Below are 17,659 nucleotides of genomic sequence, written 5' to 3'. Positions count from 1 at the left end.
CCTCTCACCGCCCCACTCCGTTGAGTGCTGTCAGGTTGTGGTTCGGACCCAGCGGGGGTCGGAGGTCGTTACCTCGTGGAGGGCGCCCGTGATCGTCAGCAGCTGGCGAGCCGCCGGCGGGGCGGCGGCGCCGTCCGGGGTGGGGGCGTCGTCCGGCAGGTCGTTCGGCTCGTTCAGGTCGGCGATGCCCTCGGCCACCACTCTGACAACGCTGTCGGCCGCATGCGCGCCCACCCACACCTCGACGTCGCCTGGTTCGACGACCCGCGTCATGGTGCGGTCGGTGAACGCGAAGCGGGTCGTCGGCACGTCGAACGTGACGGTCGTGGACTCGCCCGGCTCGAGCGTGACGCGGTGGTAGCCGAGCAGCTGCGCCGTCGGCCGTGCGACAGAGGCCAGCACGTCGCGCCCATACAGCTGCACGACGTCTGACCCCGCCACCCCACCGGTGTTCGTGACCGTCACGACGGCGCTGAACGTGCCGCCCGCTGCCACCACCCGGTCCACGGAGACCAGCTCGCGCGCGAACGTCGTGTACGACAGGCCGAACCCGAAGGAGCGCGGCGGCGTCGAGTCGGTGGACGTCACCTCGGACGCGCCACCGAGGATCGGGTGCAGGTACGAGTAGGGCTGCGCGCCGCTGGACCGCGGGAGCGACACGGGCAGGCGACCCGAGGGGTTCACGCGGCCGGAGATGACGCCGGCGAGCGCACTGCCGCCCTCTTCTCCGGGGAAGAACGCCTGGAGCACCGCCCCGGGCTTCCGGGCACCGGCCTCGCCGGAGTCCTGAGCGCCGTCGAGCGCCCAGCCCACCGCGTACGGGCGGCCGGTGATCAGCACCATGACGACGGGCTTGCCCGCGGCGAGCACCGCCTCGACGAGCTCGCGCTGCACGCCGGGCAGGTCGAGCGACTCGCTGTCGTTGCCCTCACCCACCGTGCCCCGGCCGAAGAGCCCCGCCTGGTCGCCCACGACGACCACGGCGACGTCGGCCGCCTCCGCGGCGGCGACGGCCTCCGCGAAGCCGGACGTGTCGTCACCCTCGACCTCGCAGCCCTGGGCGAACGTGAGCTCGGGCGCGGGCAGGCCCGCGCGGTCGAACTCGGCGGCGAGCGCGTCGGCCACCGACGGGATCTCGAACCCTGTCGGGACGCCGGGGAAGTGCGCGAGCACGTGGTTCGCGAACGAGTAGCAGCCCATCAGCGCCTCGGGGCGGGCCGCGTTCGGCCCGATCACCGCCACGCGGGCGGGCTTGTCGTGCCACGAGCCGAGCGGCAGCACGCCGTCGTTCGAGAGCAGCACGACCGACTCCTCGGCGAGCCGCCTGGCCACGTCGCGGTGCGCGGGCGAGTCCAGGTCGACGACGGCGGGCGGCGCGTCCTCGTACGCCTCGGGCTCGAGGAGCCCGAGCTCCTCCTTCTGCCTCAGCGCGCGCAGCACCGCCCGGTCCACGATCTCGACCGGCACCGTCCCGTCCGTGACGAGCGCGGCGAGCGGTTCGAGGTACGCGTCACCCGACGGCAGCTCGACGTCTACGCCCGCCTCCAGCGCGGCCGCGGCGGCCGCACCCCGGTCGGCGGCGATGGCGTGCATGACGGTCAGGAACGCGACGCCGAAGTAGTCGGCGACCACGACGCCGTCGAACCCCCACTGCTCGCGGAGCAGACCCGTCAGGTACTCGCCCGACGAGTGCATGGGCACGCCGTCGACATCGTTGTACGACGCCATCACGCTTCGCACGCCGCCGTCGAGCACGGCCATCTCGAAGGGCGGGAGGAAGACGTCGGCGATCTCGCGCGGGCCGGCGCTCACCGGGGCGTGGTTACGCCCGGCCTTGGAGCCGGAGTAGGCGACGAAGTGCTTGAGCGTGGCGTGCACGCCAGCCCCCTGCAGCCCGCGCACGTACGAGGTGCCGACCGTCCCGACGAGGTAGGGGTCCTCGCCGATGCACTCGTCGACCCGTCCCCACCGGGGATCGCGGACGACGTCGAGCACCGGCGCCAGCCCCTGGTGGATGCCGAGCTCACGCATGGACTCCCCGATGAGCCGGCCCATCTCGGCCACGAGCTCCGGGTCGAACGACGCGCCCCACGCCAGCGGCGTCGGGAAGGTGGCCGCCTGCCAGGCCGCCAGGCCCGTGAGGCACTCCTCGTGCACCAGCGCGGGGATGCCCAGGCGCGTCTCACGCTTGAGCCTCCGCTGCTCGTCCCACAGCCACGCCGCCCGCTCCACCGGGTCGACCGGCCGCGTGCCGTACACGCGGGTGTAGTGACCCAGGCCGTTCTTCGTGGTCTCCTGGAGCGAGCTGGAGCCCTGGCCGCCGGCCATCTCGCCCTGCATCGGTGCCACGACGTTGCCGCCCTGGTCCAGCCAGTACCCGACCAGCTGGGCCAGCTTCTCCTCGAGTGTCATCTGTGCGTGCAGCTCGCGCACCCGCTCCGACACCTCGGGCATCGCCCGAAGCGCCACCGGCAGCTCCGTCATAAGAATCCTTTCTTGACATGCTTGTACGACCCTCTTGGGCGACCCTGCGCAGGGCGCGGCGCGCGGCCGCGCCCTGGGTCAGCCCTTGACGGCTCCGGTGAGGCCACCGACGATGCGCCGCTCGAACAGCGAGAAGAAGATCAGCGCGGGGATCATCGACAGCGACGTGAACGCGAGCACCCGTGCGGTGTCGACCGAGTACTGGGACGCGAACGCCTGGACACCCAGCGGGAGCGTGTACGACAGCTCGTCATTCAGGATGAACAGCGGCAGCATGTACGAGTTCCAGGACGCGACGAACGCCAGGATGCCGACCGTGACGACGCCCGGCAGCGACAGCGGCACGACCATCCGGAAGAAGAACCCGATGCGGCTCGCGCCATCGATCGACGCGGCCTCCTCGATCTCCTTCGGGATGGCCCGCAGGAACGGCACCAGGATGATGATCGTGGTCGGCAGCGCGAACGCGATCTGCGGCAGGACGATGCCGCCGATGGTGTTCATCAGGCCCAGGTCGCGGATCAGGATGTACAGCGGGGTGATCGCGACCGTCATCGGGAACATGAGCCCGGCCGCGAACAGCGAGTACATGGCCCCGTTGAGCTTGAAGTCGTACCGCGCCAGCACGAAGCTCACCATGAGCCCGAGCGCCACCACGCCGACGGTAGTGAGGATGCCCGCGACCGCGGAGTTGGCCACCTGGCGCCAGAACACCTCGCTCACCAGCACGCTGATGTAGTTCTCGATGACCCACGGGTTGGGCAGGCCCGACGGGTCGACGGTGATCTGCGCGTTCGTCCGGAACCCGCCCACGATGATGAAGAGCACGGGGCCGATGCAGATGCCGACGAAGAGGAAGGCGATGACATAGGTCATCGGGCTGCCCCACGCGACCTTCGGCAGCCGGCGGAGCTTCTGCGGGGACTTCGTGGGAGCTTCGAGGAGCGTCGCCATCACTTCTTCCCTTCCGTGAGCGCGCCCTCGGTGTCCCGGCGCAGCACGTACCGCTGGTAGACCAGCGCGATGACGAGCGAGATCAGGAACAGCACGACGGCGACGGCGTTGCCGTAGCCGAAGTTCCCGGCCAGGCGCCCGTTCAGGACCATGTAGGTCGCCATCGTCGAGGTGCCCGCGGTCGCGGAGATGTACTGGCCCCAGATGATGTAGACGAGGTCGAACAGCTGGAGCGAGCCGATGATCGACAGGAACGCCCAGATGCGGAGCGTCGGGCCGAGCAGCGGCAGCGTGATGGTCCGCTGGATCTGCCAGTACGAGGCGCCGTCGATCGCGGCCGCCTCGGAGAGCTCCTCGGGGATGCTCTGCAGGCCCGCGAGGAACAGGATCACGGCGAAGCCGATGTACTTCCAGCTGATGATGATCATCAGCGACCAGATGGCGATGTCGGGATCGGACAGCCAGTCGACGGCGAGGAAGCCGAGGCCCATCTTCTCGAGCATGTCGTTGACCGCACCGGAGGTCTGGAGCATCAGGCTCCAGCCGGTGCCGACGATGACCTCGGAGATCACGTAGGGCACGAAGATGAGGACCCGGATGATCGAGCGCCCGCGGATCTTCTGGTTCAGCAGGAGCGCGAGCGCGACGGCGGCCGGGCCCTGCATGAGCAGGGACAGCACGACGATGTAGCCGTTGTGCAGGAGCGCCTCGTGGAAGGCGGAGTCCTTGAAGATGATCAGGTAGTTGTCGAGCCCGACGAACTCCGTCGGCGGCCCGTACCCCTTCCAGCTGAAGAACCCGTAGTAGGCCGCCAGGAAGACGGGGAAGATGACGAACGCCAGGAACACGACGATGGCAGGGCCCGAGAGCAGGGTGATCTCGAGCGTCTTGCGCCAGTCGGTCCTCCTGCCTCGCCGCGGCCTACGGGCCGGGGACGACGTCGAGACGCCGCCCCCGGCCACCGTGGGTCCCTCAGGCGAGGCCGTCCGGGTTGCTGAGTTCTCGCCCAGGGAGTGAGTCATGTGGCTCGTTACTCCATTGCGGCCGCGGCGTTCACGGCGTCGACGATGCTCTGCGGGGTGCCGTCGCCGGCCAGCATCTCCACGACGCCGGCGTTGAGCGCGTTGCCCACGTTCTGGCCGTAGAGCGTGTCGAGCCAGACCGAGACGTACGGGGCCTCGTTGTAGGCCGCGAGCACGGACTGCAGCGCCGGGTCGGTCACGACGCCCTGCGCCTCCTTGCTGGCGGGCAGCGTCACGAACGCCTCGGCGTAGGCCTCCTGGTGCTCCTTCTGCATGAAGAAGTTCAGGAAGTCGGCGCACTCCGGGGGAGCCTCGACGAAGCAGGAGTAGCCGTCGACGCCGCCCATGAACGCGGCGGGGTCACCCTCGCCGCTCTCCGTGGCGGGGAACGGGAACCAGCCGAGGTCCTTCAGCGGCTTCTCGTCGGGGGTGAGGCCGGCGATCACGCCCGGGTCCCACGCCCCCATGAGCTCCATGGACGCCTTGTGGTTCGCGATCAGACCGGCGGAGGAGCCGGCGCCCTGCTGGGCCGTCGCGGTGAGGTAGCCGTCCTGGAACGGCTCGGTCTCGCTGAGGGCCTGCAGGTCCTCGCCGGCCGCGAGCCAGCACGGGTCGTCGAAGCTGCGCGACGCGGCGGCGGCCTCGAGGGTCTCCTGCGAGCACTCGCGGAGCGCGAAGAAGTAGAACCAGTGCGCGGCGGGCCACGCGTCCTTGGCGCCGAGCGCGATCGGTGCGATGTCGGCGGCCTTGAGGTCGGCCACCGCGTCGTTCAGGTCGTCGATGGTCGCGGGCGCCTCGGTGATGCCCGCCTCGTCGAAGAGGTCCTGGCTGTAGAAGATGCCGCCCGGGAGGACCGCCGTCGGCATGCCGTAGACCTTGCCGTCCACGGTGAAGGCGTCGAAGCCTGCGCCGACGTTGGTCTTCGTCGCCTCGTCGATCGTGTCGGTGAGATCCATGATCTGCCCGGCCTCGACGACGTCGGCCAGCTTGCCGCCGCCGCGCGCCATGAAGATGTCCGGCGCGTCGCCGGAGTTCAGGGCGGTCTGGAGCTTGCCGTCCATGTCCTCGTTCTGGATGGACTGGACGTCGATCGTCACACCGGGGTTGGCCGCCTCGAAGGCGGCGACCGTGTCTTCCCAGTAGGCCTTGCCCGGCCCGGTGGTGGAGTTGTGCCAGAAGGTCATCGAGACGTCACCGTCACCAGACCCTCCGTCGCTGCCGCCGGAACAGCCTGCGGCCAGCAGGGCAACCGTGGCGCCCAGGGCAAGAGTGCCCGCAGCCCGCGTCTTCCTCATCATTGTGGAACCCCTTGTAGTCGTCATCGACGGTCGGCAGGAGCCTGCCGGTGACGGACGACAGGTCCGTCAGTCAGGAGCGTGGCAGCCGGGCAACGGTTTCGTCAAACGGTTTCGATATCGATTTCGAAACGGATCGGTAAACCAGACACACCTCGCGGCCCGGGGTACCCTCACTTCCGTGCACAGTGGGACAGGCTCACCCGGGTCCACCGCCGGACCGGGTGACAGCGTGACGAGCGGTTCGGACACCCCGGATCCCTTCGCCATCGAGGAGCGTGCGACCGGCCGCGCCACGATCACCGACGTCGCGCGCGTCGCCGGCGTCTCGGTCGCCACCGTCTCCAAGGTCGTCAACGGCCGGTACGGCGTGGCCGCGGCCACCGCCGAGCGCGTGCTCGGCGTCGTCGCCGACCTCGGGTACGAGTCGTCCCTCGTCGCGCGCAGCCTGCGCCGCCGTCAGACCAACGTCATCGGCGTGCTGGTGGCCGAGTTCGAACCGTTCAGCACGGAGCTCCTCAAGGGCATCTCCGCCGCGATGGACGGGACGGGCTACGAGCTGCTCGCCTACTGCGGCGACGCCGGGCACTCGGACCACGTGGGCTGGGAGCGCCGCTCGCTGTCCCGCCTGGCCGGCACCCTGATCGACGGCGTCGTGATCGTCACGCCCACCCTGGCCCTGCCGGTGCACGAGGGCGTGCCCATCGTCGCCATCGACCCGCACACCGGCCCCACCGGGCCGGCCACCGTGGACTCCGACAACCTGGGTGGCGCCCGCACCGCCACCGAGCACCTCATCTCGCTCGGCCACACGCGCATCGGCTACCTGGGCGGACGTTCGGACCTGGAGTCGGCCCGACTGCGCGAGCTCGGCTTCTTCGAGGCGATGGAGGCCGCGGGCCTCGAGCCGGACCCGAGCCTGGTGCTCGAGGGCGGCTACCGCCCGGACCGGTCCGACCGCCCCACGCACGACCTGCTGGAACGCCCTGACCGGCCGACCGCCGTCTTCGCCGCCAACGACCTGTCGGCGATCCACGTCATCCAGGTGGCGCAGGAGCTCGGGCTGCGCGTGCCCGAGGACCTGTCGGTCATCGGTTTCGACAACGTCCCCGAGGCCGCCGCGTCCAGCCCGCCGCTGACGACCATCGCGCAGTCCCTGCACGAGATGGGCGCCGAGGCGCTGCGCATGGTCATCGCGATGCTCGAGTCGGGCGCCACCGCGGGCAAGCACACGCGCCTGCCCACGCGGCTGGTCGAGCGCGCGAGCACGGCTCCACCGCCCACGTCGAAATAACCTCGCCGACGGCGGCGGGCGGGGGCACCCTGGTGGGATGACCTCCCCCACCGGCCGCACGCCGGCACAGACGCCGTGGCATGTCATCGAGGTGGCGCCCGTACCGTCCGTCGACCACCCCGACGCCTGGGCGTACCACGGGACCGCCGAGGTCGAGCGGGCCACGGAGATCGCGAGCCGCGGGTACGACGACCTCGCCCGCCCGGCGCGGCAGACCGTCACCGGCATGCTGCATCAGGAGTACGCACGCAAGCAGCGGTTCGTCGCGGTCCTGGACCGGCCCGGCGGCGGAGCGCCTACCGCCGACGACGTGGTCGGCTTCGGGTTCGTGGCGATGACGCTCAAGGACAACACGCACACCGCCGACGTCCATGTGGAGGTCCACCCGGACCACCGGCGGCAGGGCATCGGCACGGCCCTCGCGGCGCGGGTGGAGGAGGCAGCCGCCGATGCGGGGCGGACCACGTTCTTCGTCTGGGCGGCGGCGGCGCGCGAGGCCGCCGCCGACGAGGAAGCGGTGGTACCGGCCACCGGCGTCGGGCGAATACCCGCCGACGTCCCCGGCGTGCGGTTCGCGCTCCGCCGCGGATACACGATCGAGCAGGTGGAGCGCATGTCACGGCTCGACCTGCCCGTGGATCCCGACGAGCTGGCGACGTTCGAGGCGGGGGCGCGCGCCAAGGCGGGTGACGACTACCGGACGCACACGTGGGAGGGCATCCCCGAGGAGTGGCGCGCGGGATACGCCCAGCTCATGACGCGGATGTCGACGGACGTGCCGCAGGGTGAGCTCGACTTCGGCGAGGAGACGTGGGACGCCGAGCGCGTCGGCGTGTACCTCGAGGAGCGCGCCGCGAGCGGCCAGCGCCTGCTGACCACTCTCGTGGAGCACGTCCCGTCCGGCGAGGTCGTGGCGGGTACGTCGTTCCTGCTGCAGGACGCCAAGCCGGCGTTCGTGTTCCAGGAGGAGACGATCGCGCTGAAGACCCACCGCGGCCACCGGCTCGGGATGCTCGTCAAGGCGGTCAACCTGCGCGAGCTGACCGCGCGCTACCCGCAGACCGAGCGTGTGCACACGTTCAACGCGGAGGAGAACGCGCACATGCTGGCCATCAACGTGGCCCTGGGCTTCCGCCCCTCGGGCGCAGAAGCAGCCCTCCAAAAACGCCTCTGACCCTTCGTCGAGTGCTGGCTATCTGCGGCCTCGCGGGCCGGAGAGGCGCAGATAACCAGCACTCAACGGGGCTTGCGGAAGCGGCCGACCAGGGTGAGGAGGCGGCCCGCCGTGCGGGTGACCACGCCGCCGGTTCCGTTCGCGACGTCCAGCAGCTGCCGTACCTGCTTGTGCGTGACGCCCGAGCCCGGCTGATAGGGCAGCCGGTCGAGGGGCATCGCGCTGGTCATGATCATGACGTCGTCCGACAGGCCCGCGCCCTGCAGCATCCCCGTGACCGTGGGGCCGATGACGGGGTGGGCCATCGCCTCACCCAGCGAGGAAGCGGCGGTGAGCGGCGGGACGACGCCGTCCGACGGCACCTCGGCGTCCGCGGTGGCCCGGATGTCTCGGCTCGACGCGCCCACCTCCACCCGGTAGGTACCGCCCTCGATCCGCCACCGGTCCGCCTGGACGTCCCAGTACGCGAGGTCGTCCCGGGCCACCGAGAGCTCCACCTCGCGGGACTCCCCCGGCGCGAGATCGACCACGGCGAACGCGACCAGTGAACGCGGGGCACGCGGGACCGGCGAGCCGGGCAGGGACACGTAGCACTGCACCACCTCGCGGCCCGCGACGCCGCCGGTGTTGGTGACGGTCACGCGCACGGTGAGCCCGACGTCGCCGGACGCGCCCTTCCCGTCGGCCGAGCCCTTCCCGTTGGCCGAGCCCCTTCCGTTGGTCGAGCCCCTTCCGTTGGTCGAGCCTGTCGAGACCCCCAGCCCCGAGTACCCGAACGTCGTGTACGAGAGCCCGTGCCCGAACGGGAACTGCACGTCCAGGTCGCGCGCGTCGTACCAGCGGTAGCCCACGTAGATGCCCTCGCCGTAGGTGACCCGCAGGCCCGTGCCCGGAAAGCTCGTCCAGGCCGGGGTGTCCTCGATGCGCAGCGGAACGGTCTCGGCCAGCCGGCCGGACGGGTTGACGCGCCCGTACAGCACGTCGGCCAGGGCCCCGCCGCCCGCCTGCCCCAGCAGCCAGCCCTCCACGATCACGGGCACCCGGTCCGCGAACCCGGACAGCCGCACCACCGAACCGTTGGACAGCACCACCACCACGCGCGGATTGACCTCCAGCACCCGGTCGAGCAGGTCGAGCTGGACGGCGGGCAGCTCGATGTCCGCGCGGTCGCGACCCTCCGCCTCGGCCGACTGCGGCAGGCCCGCGAAGAACAGCACCACGCCCGCGGAGCGGGCCGCGTCCACGGCGTCGGCGGCGAGTTCGTCCCCGCTGCCCTGGCGAAGTAGAGCGCGTGTCCGAGACCGCAGGGGGCGAGCGTCGCGGTCTCGGACACGCGCTCTACCTCGCCAGACCAGCGAGGGGTCAGTCACGTCGTAGCCCGGTGCGAAGAGGGCGTCGGGCGCCGCGTCCCGGATCGCCGTGAGGGCGTCGTCGAGCCGGGTCGGGACGATCTGGGACGATCCTGAACCCTGGTAGCGCGGCGTGCGGGCGAGCTCGCCGATCACCGCGACGCGGGTCTGCGGCGCGAGCGGCAGCAGGCCGCCGTCGTTCTTGAGCAGCACCACCGCGCGGCTCGCCGCCTCCCGCGCCAGGGCGTGGTGACCGGCGTCGTGCCAGGCCTCGGGATCGTGACCGCGCTCGGCGAGCGACGGCACACCGCCGCGCGCGGCCTGCGCCGCGAGCGCCAGCGCGACCACCCGGGTGGCCGAGCGGTCGACGTCGGCGAGGTCGAGGGCACCCGACCTCACCGCCGCGACGAGCTCCTTGACCCGGCCCTCTCCGGCGGCGGGCATCTCCAGGTCCAGGCCTGCGCGGACACCGGCGACGCGGTCGTGGACGGCGCCCCAGTCGGACATGACGAGGCCGTCGAACCCCCATTCGCCGCGCAGGATGTCGGTGGTGATGCGACGGTCCTCGCCGGTGTGGGTGCCGTTGATGCGGTTGTACGACGACATGAGCGTCGCGGGCCGGGCCTTGGTGACGACGCGCTGGAAGCCGCGCAGGTAGATCTCGCGGAGGGTGCGCTCGTCCATGTCGGCGGAGACGCGCATGCGTTCCGTCTCCTGGTTGTTCGCGGCGAAGTGCTTGAGGCTCGTGGCGACGCCGCCGGCCTGGATGCCGGTGACGAGGGCGGCGCCGATCTCGCCCGCGAGCAGCGGGTCCTCGGACACGTACTCGAAGTTGCGCCCGCACAGGGGACTGCGCTTGATGTTGATGCCCGGCCCGAGCACGACGTCGATGCCGCGCTCCTTGGCCTCGGCCGCCACTGCCTCGCCCACGCGCCGGACCAGGCCGACGTCGAACGTGCTGCCCAGCGCGACCGCCGGCGGGAAGCACGTGGCGGGGACGGCGCCCTCGATGTCGCCGACGTCGGGAGCGAGCCTGCGCACGCCGTGCGGGCCGTCCGCGAAGAAGGCCGACGGGACTCCGGGGGCCTCGGCGGTGGTCCAGAAGGATGCTCCGGACAGGAGCCGGGCCTTCTGCTCGACGCTGAGCTTCCTGACGATCGCCGCCGGGGCAGCTGCGGTGGCGACTGCGGTGCGGGCCTGCGGCTTCTTCGGCATGCGGTCACGCTACCCGTAGCAAAAAGCCGTGCGTCCGGGGACCGCCGGGAGCACCCTGGGCACATGACCTCAACCTCTGCGGTACCCGCCTCGTCGACGTCGACGTGGCGGCTGATGGCCCCTCCCCACCCGTCGTCGCTCGAGGACCCGGAGGCGTGGGCCTACCGGGGCATCGCCGAGCTCGATGCCGCAGTGGGCGCCGCCGACCTCGGTAACGCCGACGAGGCGCAGACGCCGCTCGGGATCCTGGTGACGATGAACAACCAGAACTACCGGCGCCGACTGCGGCAGATCGCCGTGGTGGACGCACCCGACGGGCCGCGGGTGGTGGGCAGCGTGCTCCTGAGCCTCTTCGTCCGGTCGAACCCGGAGCTGGCCATCGGCTTCGTCGTGGTGCACCCGGAGTACCGGCGGCAGGGGATCGGTACCGCCCTGGCCGACTGGATGCGCAGCACCGCACGCGCGGAGGGCCGGACGTCGGTCCTGGCCCCGGTCGACTTCGGGCCCGGGCCGGCGGAGGGCGAGTCGCTGGTTCCCGCGTCCGGCTCCGGCCGGGTCTCCGCCGACCTGCCGGGTGTCCGCCTGGCCCAGAAGCTGGGGCTGGGCCTGGAGCTCGTGGAGCGCCGGTCCCGGATCGACCTGCCGGTCGCACCCGAGACGGTTGCGCGGTTCGAGGCCGAGTCCCGTGCCGCCGCCGGGGACGCGTACCGCGTCCACACGTGGACGGCGCCGACGCCCGAGGAGTGGATGGTGCAGTACGCCGCTCTCCAGCAGGCCCTGGCCGACGACGAGCCGCGCGGCGGCCTGGATCTCGAGTCCGACGTCTGGGACCTCGAGCGCATCCGGGGCGAGGAGGCGGCGATGGCCGCCAAGGGCGACCAGTACGTCGTGACCGCGGCCGAGCACGTGGCCACGGGCGAGCTCGTCGCGATGACCATGCTGCAGTGGAACGACGAGAAGCCCGACCACACCGACCAGCAGGCCACGGTGGTGCTGGGCGCGCACCGGGGACACCGGCTCGGGATGCTCGTCAAGGCGGTGAACCTGCGGGAGCACGCGCGCCTGCGCCCCGGCGCCCAGCGCATCTACACCTGGAACAACGAGGAGAACCCGCACATGCTCGCGATCAACATCGCGCTGGGCTTCGTCCCGGCGGGCGGTAGCGCGGAGTTCCAGGGCCCGCTGTAGTCACAGGAGGTGGGCGGTCAGGTCCGGGCCGTCCCCGAACGCCTCCGGCGGGGCGAACGGGTGGACCGGGCCGCCCAGGTTCGTGTGCCGCAGGCGGAGCAGGTCCTGGTCCACCCCACCCGGGGTGAGCATGAGCATCCAGTCGTCGGCCATGTCGTACAGCTCGGTCTCCAGGTTGCCGATCTTCACGACGACGACGTCGGTCCCGCGCGGGTCCAGGCCGATCGCCGTGAAGTCGGACTCCAGGTGATAGGGCCTGCGCCGTTCGGTGAGGATCACCTTGAGCCCGCCGGCCGCCACCACGCAGACGGTGCCCGCCACCGGGTCGCCCTCGTGGACGTGCTCGACCACGCCGCGCAGCGTCACCGGCCCGGCCGGCCCGGCGTCGACCCGGGCGCCGGCCGTCACCTCGACGACGGCGCCCACGCCGGCGTCCGCGACCGCGCGGGCGGCCCCGGGATCGGGCAGGGACGCGTAGATGGCGCTCCGGCCGCCCACCTCCGGCGGGTTCGCGAAGGCGGGCTCCGCCAGGAGCCGGGCGAGGGTCCAGGTGACGTCCCCGGCGCCGCCGGCCATGGGGTTGTCGCCCGAGTCCGACAGGACGAAGGGCCGCGCGTCGCTCGCCAGCACGGCCTTCATGCACTCCTCGTAGGTGCCCGCCGGCGCGACGAGCTCGAACTCGCCGCGGGCGTCCCAGTACCGGCGGGCCAGGCGCTCCGCCTCGCGCGTGATGAGCGCGTCGTCGTCCCCCATGACGACGACGGCGGCCCGGCAGCGCGGCTCGTCCGCCCACGCGTACCCGACCCAGACGGAGGCGTCGAGGACGCCGTCGAGCGCGCCGACCCGTGCCACGTCCTCGTAGATGCCCCGCGCCGGCTCGACCCGGGTGCTCGTCCGCTCCCCCGGCAGCAGCACCGGGACCTGCACCCAGGCCTTCCGCGGCCGGCCCGCCCCGTCGATCCGGCGCAGCAGGTTCGTGGCCGCGCGCTCGCGTGCCTCGTCGTCGTCCTCGTGCGGTGTCATGCGATGGCAGGCGATCAGGTCGACCGTCTCGGCGAGCTCACGCGACACGTTGCCGTGCAGGTCCGTCGAGGCGGAGACCAGGCAGTCGGGCCCGACGGCGGCACGCACCGTCCGGGCGAGGTCCGCCTCCGCGTCCGTGTACCCGAGCACGGCCATGGCGCCGTGGATGTCGAGCAGCACCCCGTCGAACGGACCCTGCGCCTCCAGCGCCAGGCCGATCTCGGCGCGGACCGTCTCGTAGACGTCGGTGAGGGCCGGACCGCCCGGGAGCGCCCCGGCCCGCAGCACCCCCACCCATTCGGCCTCCCGGCGCAGCGGCGCGCCGTCCCGCAGGAACGGGTACCTCCGGACCAGCTCGTTGCCACGCAGCAGGGTGAACGCCTCCCAGCCCGAGCGATGCGGGGAGAACGTACTGGACTCGATGGCCATACCGCAGATCGCGATCCGCGGCCGATGGTTGGTACGGGTCACGCGCGCAGTGTAAGCGGGACGAGTGACGACTTAGTGGTTATTCCACGCCAAAAGGCCAGGTGTCAGCAGTTGAGCTGCCAGCACCTGGCCTCTTACCGGCCGCGGGTTCCGCGCTGGGATCAGTCGTCGTTCCGGTCGTCCGCGTCGTCGTCCGCGTCGTTCGGGGTGTTGTCGTCCTGGTCGTCGACGTAGTTCGCGTCGTTCGGCGAGTCGGCCGACTGCGCGGAGCCCGCGGTGTCGTGCGCCGACTCGTTCGGCGAGTCCGCCGACTCCGGCGACGGGTCGTAGTTCGCGTCACCGGGCGAGTCCGCCGACTGCGCGGAGCCCGCGGTGTCGCGTGCCGACTCGTTCGGCGAGTCCGCCGACTCCGGCGAGGGGTCGGCCGTCGTGCTGCCCGTGCCGCTGTCGGGCTGCGGCGCGCTGTCCAGGGCGACGGCCGCGGAGGACTCGGCGCGGGGGGCCGGGTCGTTCAGCGCCGCTGCCGTCGTGGCGCCGGCGACGCCGAGCACGGCTGCAGCTCCGACGATGGCCCAGCGCTTCTTCATGGTCGAGGGGTTCATCTCTGTGACCTCCGGTCTCGCGGCGCCCCGTTCGGGTGCCTCCTGATAGATAGTCTGCGTCGCCAGGATGAGGCGATGAGGAGACCTGCATGAGACGCCTCTCATGTCCGGGAAGGCGCCCCGGACGGTGGCCGGGCGTCAGCCCTTGAACCGGTAGCCCGCCCCGCGCACCGTCTCGATGCGGTCCGCACCCAGCTTCTTGCGCAGGTACCGCACGTAGACGTCGACCACGTTGGACCCCGGGTCGAAGTCGTAGCCCCAGACCCGCGACAGCAGCTGCTCGCGGGACATGACCTGGCCCGGATGCTGCAGGAACACCTCGGCCAGCGCGAACTCCCGTGCCGAGAGCTCCACCTCGCGCCCCGCCGCGGTGGCGGTTCGCGTACGCAGGTCGAGCCCGACGTCGCCGTGCTCCAGGCGGTCCGACGACGCCGCCTCCCCCGTCGTCCGCCGCAGCCGCAGCTTGATCCGGGCGAGCAGCTCGTCGAACCCGAACGGCTTGGACATGTAGTCGTCCGCCCCGCCCTCCAGGCCAGCCACCCGGTCGGAGAGCGAGTCCCGCGCCGTCAGGATCACCACCGGCAGCGTGGAGCCGACGTCGCGCAGGCGCTGCAGCACCGTGAAGCCGTCCAGCACGGGCAGCCCGATGTCCAGGACCATGAGGTCGTAGCCGCCGGACATCGCGTGGGCCAGCGCCGACGCGCCGTCCGACACCACGGTGGGCTGGAACCCGTGCGCCTTGAGCCCCTTGCGCACGAACTGCGCGATGCGCTCCTCGTCCTCCGCGATCAGGATCTGGTTCAACGTGCCTCCTCCTCGGTCGCCGCGCTCCTGCTACCTGCGTGCGTGCCCGACGGCGCCACACCGTCGGCCGGCCAGGTCATCACGAAGCGCGCCCCGCCCCCATCGGACCGTTCGACCACCACGTCCCCGCCGTGCCCCTGGGCGATGGCCCGCACGATGGCGAGGCCGAGACCCGAGCCGGACGCCCCGCCCGTCGTGCTGCCCCGCGCGAACCTGTCGAAGATGCGGTCCGCCTCCTCGGGCGGCACGCCAGGCCCGGTGTCGCGCACCCAGAGCCGCACCTGGCGGCCCGCGGGCCCGTCGAACACCTGCGTGCCGATGCCCACCTCGTCGTCCGGCCCGGTGAACTTCACCGCGTTGTCCGCGAGCTGCAGCACCGCCTGGGTGAGCCGGTGCACGTCGGCGACCACCTCGGCGTCCGCCCGGGCGTCCACCACCCAGCGGCGCGCGCCCAGTGCGCGGGCCTTGTCGTGCACGTCGTCGGTGAAGCGGCCCAGGTCGACGGAGGCGGTGGACACGAAGTCGGCCCGCTCCGCCTTGGCGAGCAGCACCAGTTCCTCGACGATCTGGCCCATCCGGGTCGTCTCGTCGAGCAGGAGGTCCCGCGTCTCGCGCACGTCCGCCGGGTCGTCCGGGTCGAGCACCTCCAGGTGGCCGCGCAGGACGGTCAGCGGGGTGCGGAGCTCGTGCCCGGCGTCGTCCAGGAACTGGCGCTGCGTCTCGATGGCCGTGGACAGCCGGTCGAGCATCGTGTTGAACGCGCCCGCGAGCTCGCCGAGGTCGTCATCGGTGGCCACGGGAACCCGCTGGGACAAGTCGGTCTCCGTCACGCGCGTCGCCGTCGAGCTCAGCTGCCGCAGCGGGCGCAGCAGCCGGTTCACCACCAGCCACGCGAACAGCCCCAGCAGCACCAGCGCCACGCAGCAGACGATCGCGTAGGTGCGCATCACGGCGTTCTCCGCCTCGAGCGCCTCGTCCAGCGCGGAGGCCATGACGTACGCGCCCACCTCCTGGCGGTCAGGCACCGTCACCGGGACGACGACGAACCACACCCGGCCGATCTCCGTGTCGATCTCGCGCTGGACCGTCGTGCTCGACTGCGGTGTGAGGCCGTCGACGACGTCCTGGACCACCGCGTTGTCCGCGACCACCCTTCCGATCCCCGGCGGGTTGGTCTGCTGGTGCTTGCCGTCCAGGTAAGCCGCGAAGATCTCGTAGTTGCCCGGGACGTTCTGCTCCATGGCGACGCTCATGAGGCGGCCCGCCCCGCGGAACTTCTCGCCCGTCTCCGGGTCCGCGCCGTACTCCGCCAGGTTCTTCAGCTCGTCGATCTCCTGGTCGAAGTCCTTGGAGATGCCCTCCATGATCTGCTGGGTCTGGATGGCGTGGGTCAGCACGCCCGTCGCGAGCAGCCCGATGGCGGTCACGGCCACCACCGTCGTCACGACCTTGGCCCGTACCGTCGGCCGGCGCAGGCTCATGCGCGGCCCACGCCCGACGCCGCGAGCCTGGACCCGTCGAGCCAGGAGGCCACGACGTCCAGGCGGCGCGACGTCGCCGCCTGCCATCCACGCTCCTGCACGCGGTGGGGCCCGGTGGCCAGCGAGAGCAGCACCCCGGCGACACGCGCGGCGAGGTCGCTCCGGTCGGCGCCCCGGCCACCCGGGGCCGCCACGAACCCGGCGGCGTAGTCCGCGGCGAGCTTGCGCATGCGGGCCGCGTGCGTGACCTGCGCGGGATCCTTCCCGTGCACGAGGGACAGCACGTCCAGGTGCGCGACGAGGCAGGCGAGGTCGTCGGCGCGGTGTCCAGGCCCCGCGGAGTCGACGTCGAGCAGGCCGGTGATCCGGCCGTCCGTGAGCATGATCTGGGCCTCGTAGAGGTCGCCGTGCGTGGGGTCCGCTCCGGTCCCGCGCTCCGCGAGGCGCGTCCGGACCGCGCCGGCCAGGTCGGCGGCCCGGCCTGCCTCCGCGGGCAGCGCCGCCCCGATGACGCCCGCGTAGTGCTCGGCCGAGTCGCTCCACGCGGGGCGCCGCGGCAGGTCGCGCACCTCGGCGGGCAGCCGGTCGAGCAGTTCCAGCACCTCGAGCGGGGACGGGATGCGCCCGCCGTCCCGCACGGCGGCGCGCATCTCGGTGCCGTGCAGCGGGGACAGCACGAGAAGGCCGTCGTCGGACCAGCCGAGGGGCCTCGGGACCGGCAGGCCGGCCCGCGACAGGAGCTCGTGCCGCCGGTGCAGGTCGGCGACCTTGCGGGGGCGCAGCACCTTGAGGAACACTCGGGACGACGCGGCAGTCGCCTCGATCACCGCGCGCCGCGTCGGGCGGTAGGCCCGGACCTTGAGCACGGGGTTCGCGCGGGCCTCCGGGCCGACGCCGAGGCCGGCCAGGAGCTCCTCGACGGCGGCCGGGTTGAAGGCACGGGGCAGGGCGGGCAGCGCCGGGTCGCCGGGGAAGCGCCACACGGCGACCGTCGCGTCGCCGTCCGACAGCGTGACCACGCCCGGATGGCGGCCGTCGCGGGAGCGGCCGACGCTCGCGCCGAGCGTCTCGGACCGCTCGACGCCGTCCCAGCGCACCGTCGCCCGGTAGGCGACGGTGGTCGTCGAGCCGGGGCGATGGTCCACCTGGCGCACCCGCCAGTCCACGAGCTCGCCGCCGGCCGTTGCCACGGCCGCATCGAGGAGGCCCGCGGCTGCGTCACCGGTCAGCAGGTCGAGGTGCGTGTTCACCCGGTAATCCTCGCAGCCGTCACCCACAGAAGCCCGCTGCCAGGCATTAGAAACCTCTAACCCCCACCCCACCCGTTCCGCGAAGTAGAGCGCCT

At 72.1% G+C, this 17,659-nt stretch carries 13 protein-coding genes; 3 read left to right on the top strand and 10 right to left on the bottom strand.

Translation table 11 applies throughout. The features are described from left to right. Positions 1 to 30: 30 nt before the first annotated feature. The 4 genes from ACNYC2_RS00250 to ACNYC2_RS00235 all read right to left on the bottom strand — a co-directional run bounded on the left by ACNYC2_RS00250 (position 31) and on the right by ACNYC2_RS00235 (position 5,755). The gene (locus tag ACNYC2_RS00250) at positions 31 to 2,484 is read right to left on the bottom strand and encodes a beta-glucosidase family protein (protein ID WP_419705143.1); all 2,454 of its coding nucleotides are present in this window, start codon (positions 2,482 to 2,484) and stop codon (positions 31 to 33) included. A gap of 78 nt (positions 2,485 to 2,562) precedes the next feature. Next, positions 2,563 to 3,438 (bottom strand): carbohydrate ABC transporter permease, encoded by an 876-nt coding sequence (locus ACNYC2_RS00245; protein WP_419705142.1) that lies wholly within the window; start codon positions 3,436 to 3,438, stop codon positions 2,563 to 2,565. After that, a complete protein-coding gene (locus tag ACNYC2_RS00240) occupies positions 3,438 to 4,460 on the bottom strand; it encodes a carbohydrate ABC transporter permease (protein ID WP_419705141.1) in 1,023 nt (340 codons plus the stop codon). The genes ACNYC2_RS00245 and ACNYC2_RS00240 overlap by 1 nt, the downstream gene beginning before the upstream one ends. 8 nt (positions 4,461 to 4,468) lie before the next feature. Then, on the bottom strand, positions 4,469 to 5,755 hold the full coding sequence (locus tag ACNYC2_RS00235; RefSeq protein WP_419707747.1) for an extracellular solute-binding protein: 1,287 nt from the start codon (positions 5,753 to 5,755) through the stop codon (positions 4,469 to 4,471). 181 nt (positions 5,756 to 5,936) lie between these two features. Between ACNYC2_RS00235 and ACNYC2_RS00230 the strand changes: the two genes are divergently transcribed. Together ACNYC2_RS00230 and ACNYC2_RS00225 are read left to right on the top strand one after the other, a co-directional pair. Then, positions 5,937 to 7,049 (top strand): LacI family DNA-binding transcriptional regulator, encoded by a 1,113-nt coding sequence (locus tag ACNYC2_RS00230; protein WP_419705140.1) that lies wholly within the window; start codon positions 5,937 to 5,939, stop codon positions 7,047 to 7,049. A 37-nt stretch (positions 7,050 to 7,086) separates the two neighbouring features. Beyond that, complete coding sequence (locus ACNYC2_RS00225; protein ID WP_419705139.1) at positions 7,087 to 8,223, top strand: GNAT family N-acetyltransferase; 1,137 nt, start codon at positions 7,087 to 7,089, stop codon at positions 8,221 to 8,223. Positions 8,224 to 8,285: 62 nt separating this feature from the next. On the opposite strand, the gene ACNYC2_RS00220 is transcribed toward ACNYC2_RS00225, so the two are convergent. Then, entirely contained in the window at positions 8,286 to 10,787 is a 2,502-nt protein-coding gene (locus ACNYC2_RS00220) for a glycoside hydrolase family 3 C-terminal domain-containing protein (protein ID WP_419705138.1), read from the bottom strand. Positions 10,788 to 10,850: 63 nt separating this feature from the next. Between ACNYC2_RS00220 and ACNYC2_RS00215 the strand changes: the two genes are divergently transcribed. Beyond that, positions 10,851 to 11,975, top strand: a complete 1,125-nt coding sequence (locus ACNYC2_RS00215) for a GNAT family N-acetyltransferase (protein WP_419705137.1) — start codon at positions 10,851 to 10,853, stop codon at positions 11,973 to 11,975. On the opposite strand, the gene ACNYC2_RS00210 is transcribed toward ACNYC2_RS00215, so the two are convergent. The 5 genes from ACNYC2_RS00210 to ACNYC2_RS00190 all read right to left on the bottom strand — a co-directional run bounded on the left by ACNYC2_RS00210 (position 11,976) and on the right by ACNYC2_RS00190 (position 17,564). Continuing rightward, the gene (locus tag ACNYC2_RS00210; RefSeq protein WP_419705136.1) at positions 11,976 to 13,469 is read right to left on the bottom strand and encodes a M81 family metallopeptidase; all 1,494 of its coding nucleotides are present in this window, start codon (positions 13,467 to 13,469) and stop codon (positions 11,976 to 11,978) included. It abuts the gene before it with no gap. 119 nt (positions 13,470 to 13,588) lie between these two features. Further along, positions 13,589 to 14,029, bottom strand: coding sequence for a hypothetical protein (locus tag ACNYC2_RS00205; protein ID WP_419705135.1), 441 nt, complete (start codon positions 14,027 to 14,029; stop codon positions 13,589 to 13,591). A 138-nt stretch (positions 14,030 to 14,167) separates the two neighbouring features. After that, positions 14,168 to 14,833 (bottom strand): response regulator transcription factor, encoded by a 666-nt coding sequence (locus tag ACNYC2_RS00200; RefSeq protein ID WP_419705134.1) that lies wholly within the window; start codon positions 14,831 to 14,833, stop codon positions 14,168 to 14,170. Continuing rightward, the gene (locus ACNYC2_RS00195; RefSeq protein ID WP_419705133.1) at positions 14,830 to 16,401 is read right to left on the bottom strand and encodes a sensor histidine kinase; all 1,572 of its coding nucleotides are present in this window, start codon (positions 16,399 to 16,401) and stop codon (positions 14,830 to 14,832) included. Before ACNYC2_RS00195 ends, ACNYC2_RS00200 begins: the two co-directional genes overlap by 4 nt. Further along, positions 16,311 to 17,564 carry a phosphotransferase gene (locus tag ACNYC2_RS00190; RefSeq protein ID WP_419705132.1) on the bottom strand — a complete coding sequence of 418 codons (1,254 nt, stop codon included), beginning with the start codon at positions 17,562 to 17,564 and terminating at the stop codon, positions 16,311 to 16,313. Before ACNYC2_RS00190 ends, ACNYC2_RS00195 begins: the two co-directional genes overlap by 91 nt. Positions 17,565 to 17,659 lie beyond the last annotated feature (95 nt).

This window comes from Promicromonospora sp. NFX87 (assembly GCF_048564965.1).
Taxonomy (GTDB): domain Bacteria; phylum Actinomycetota; class Actinomycetes; order Actinomycetales; family Cellulomonadaceae; genus Promicromonospora.
The sequence above is the reverse complement of the archived record's forward strand: the minus strand, read 5'-3'. Positions and strand labels throughout refer to the sequence as shown.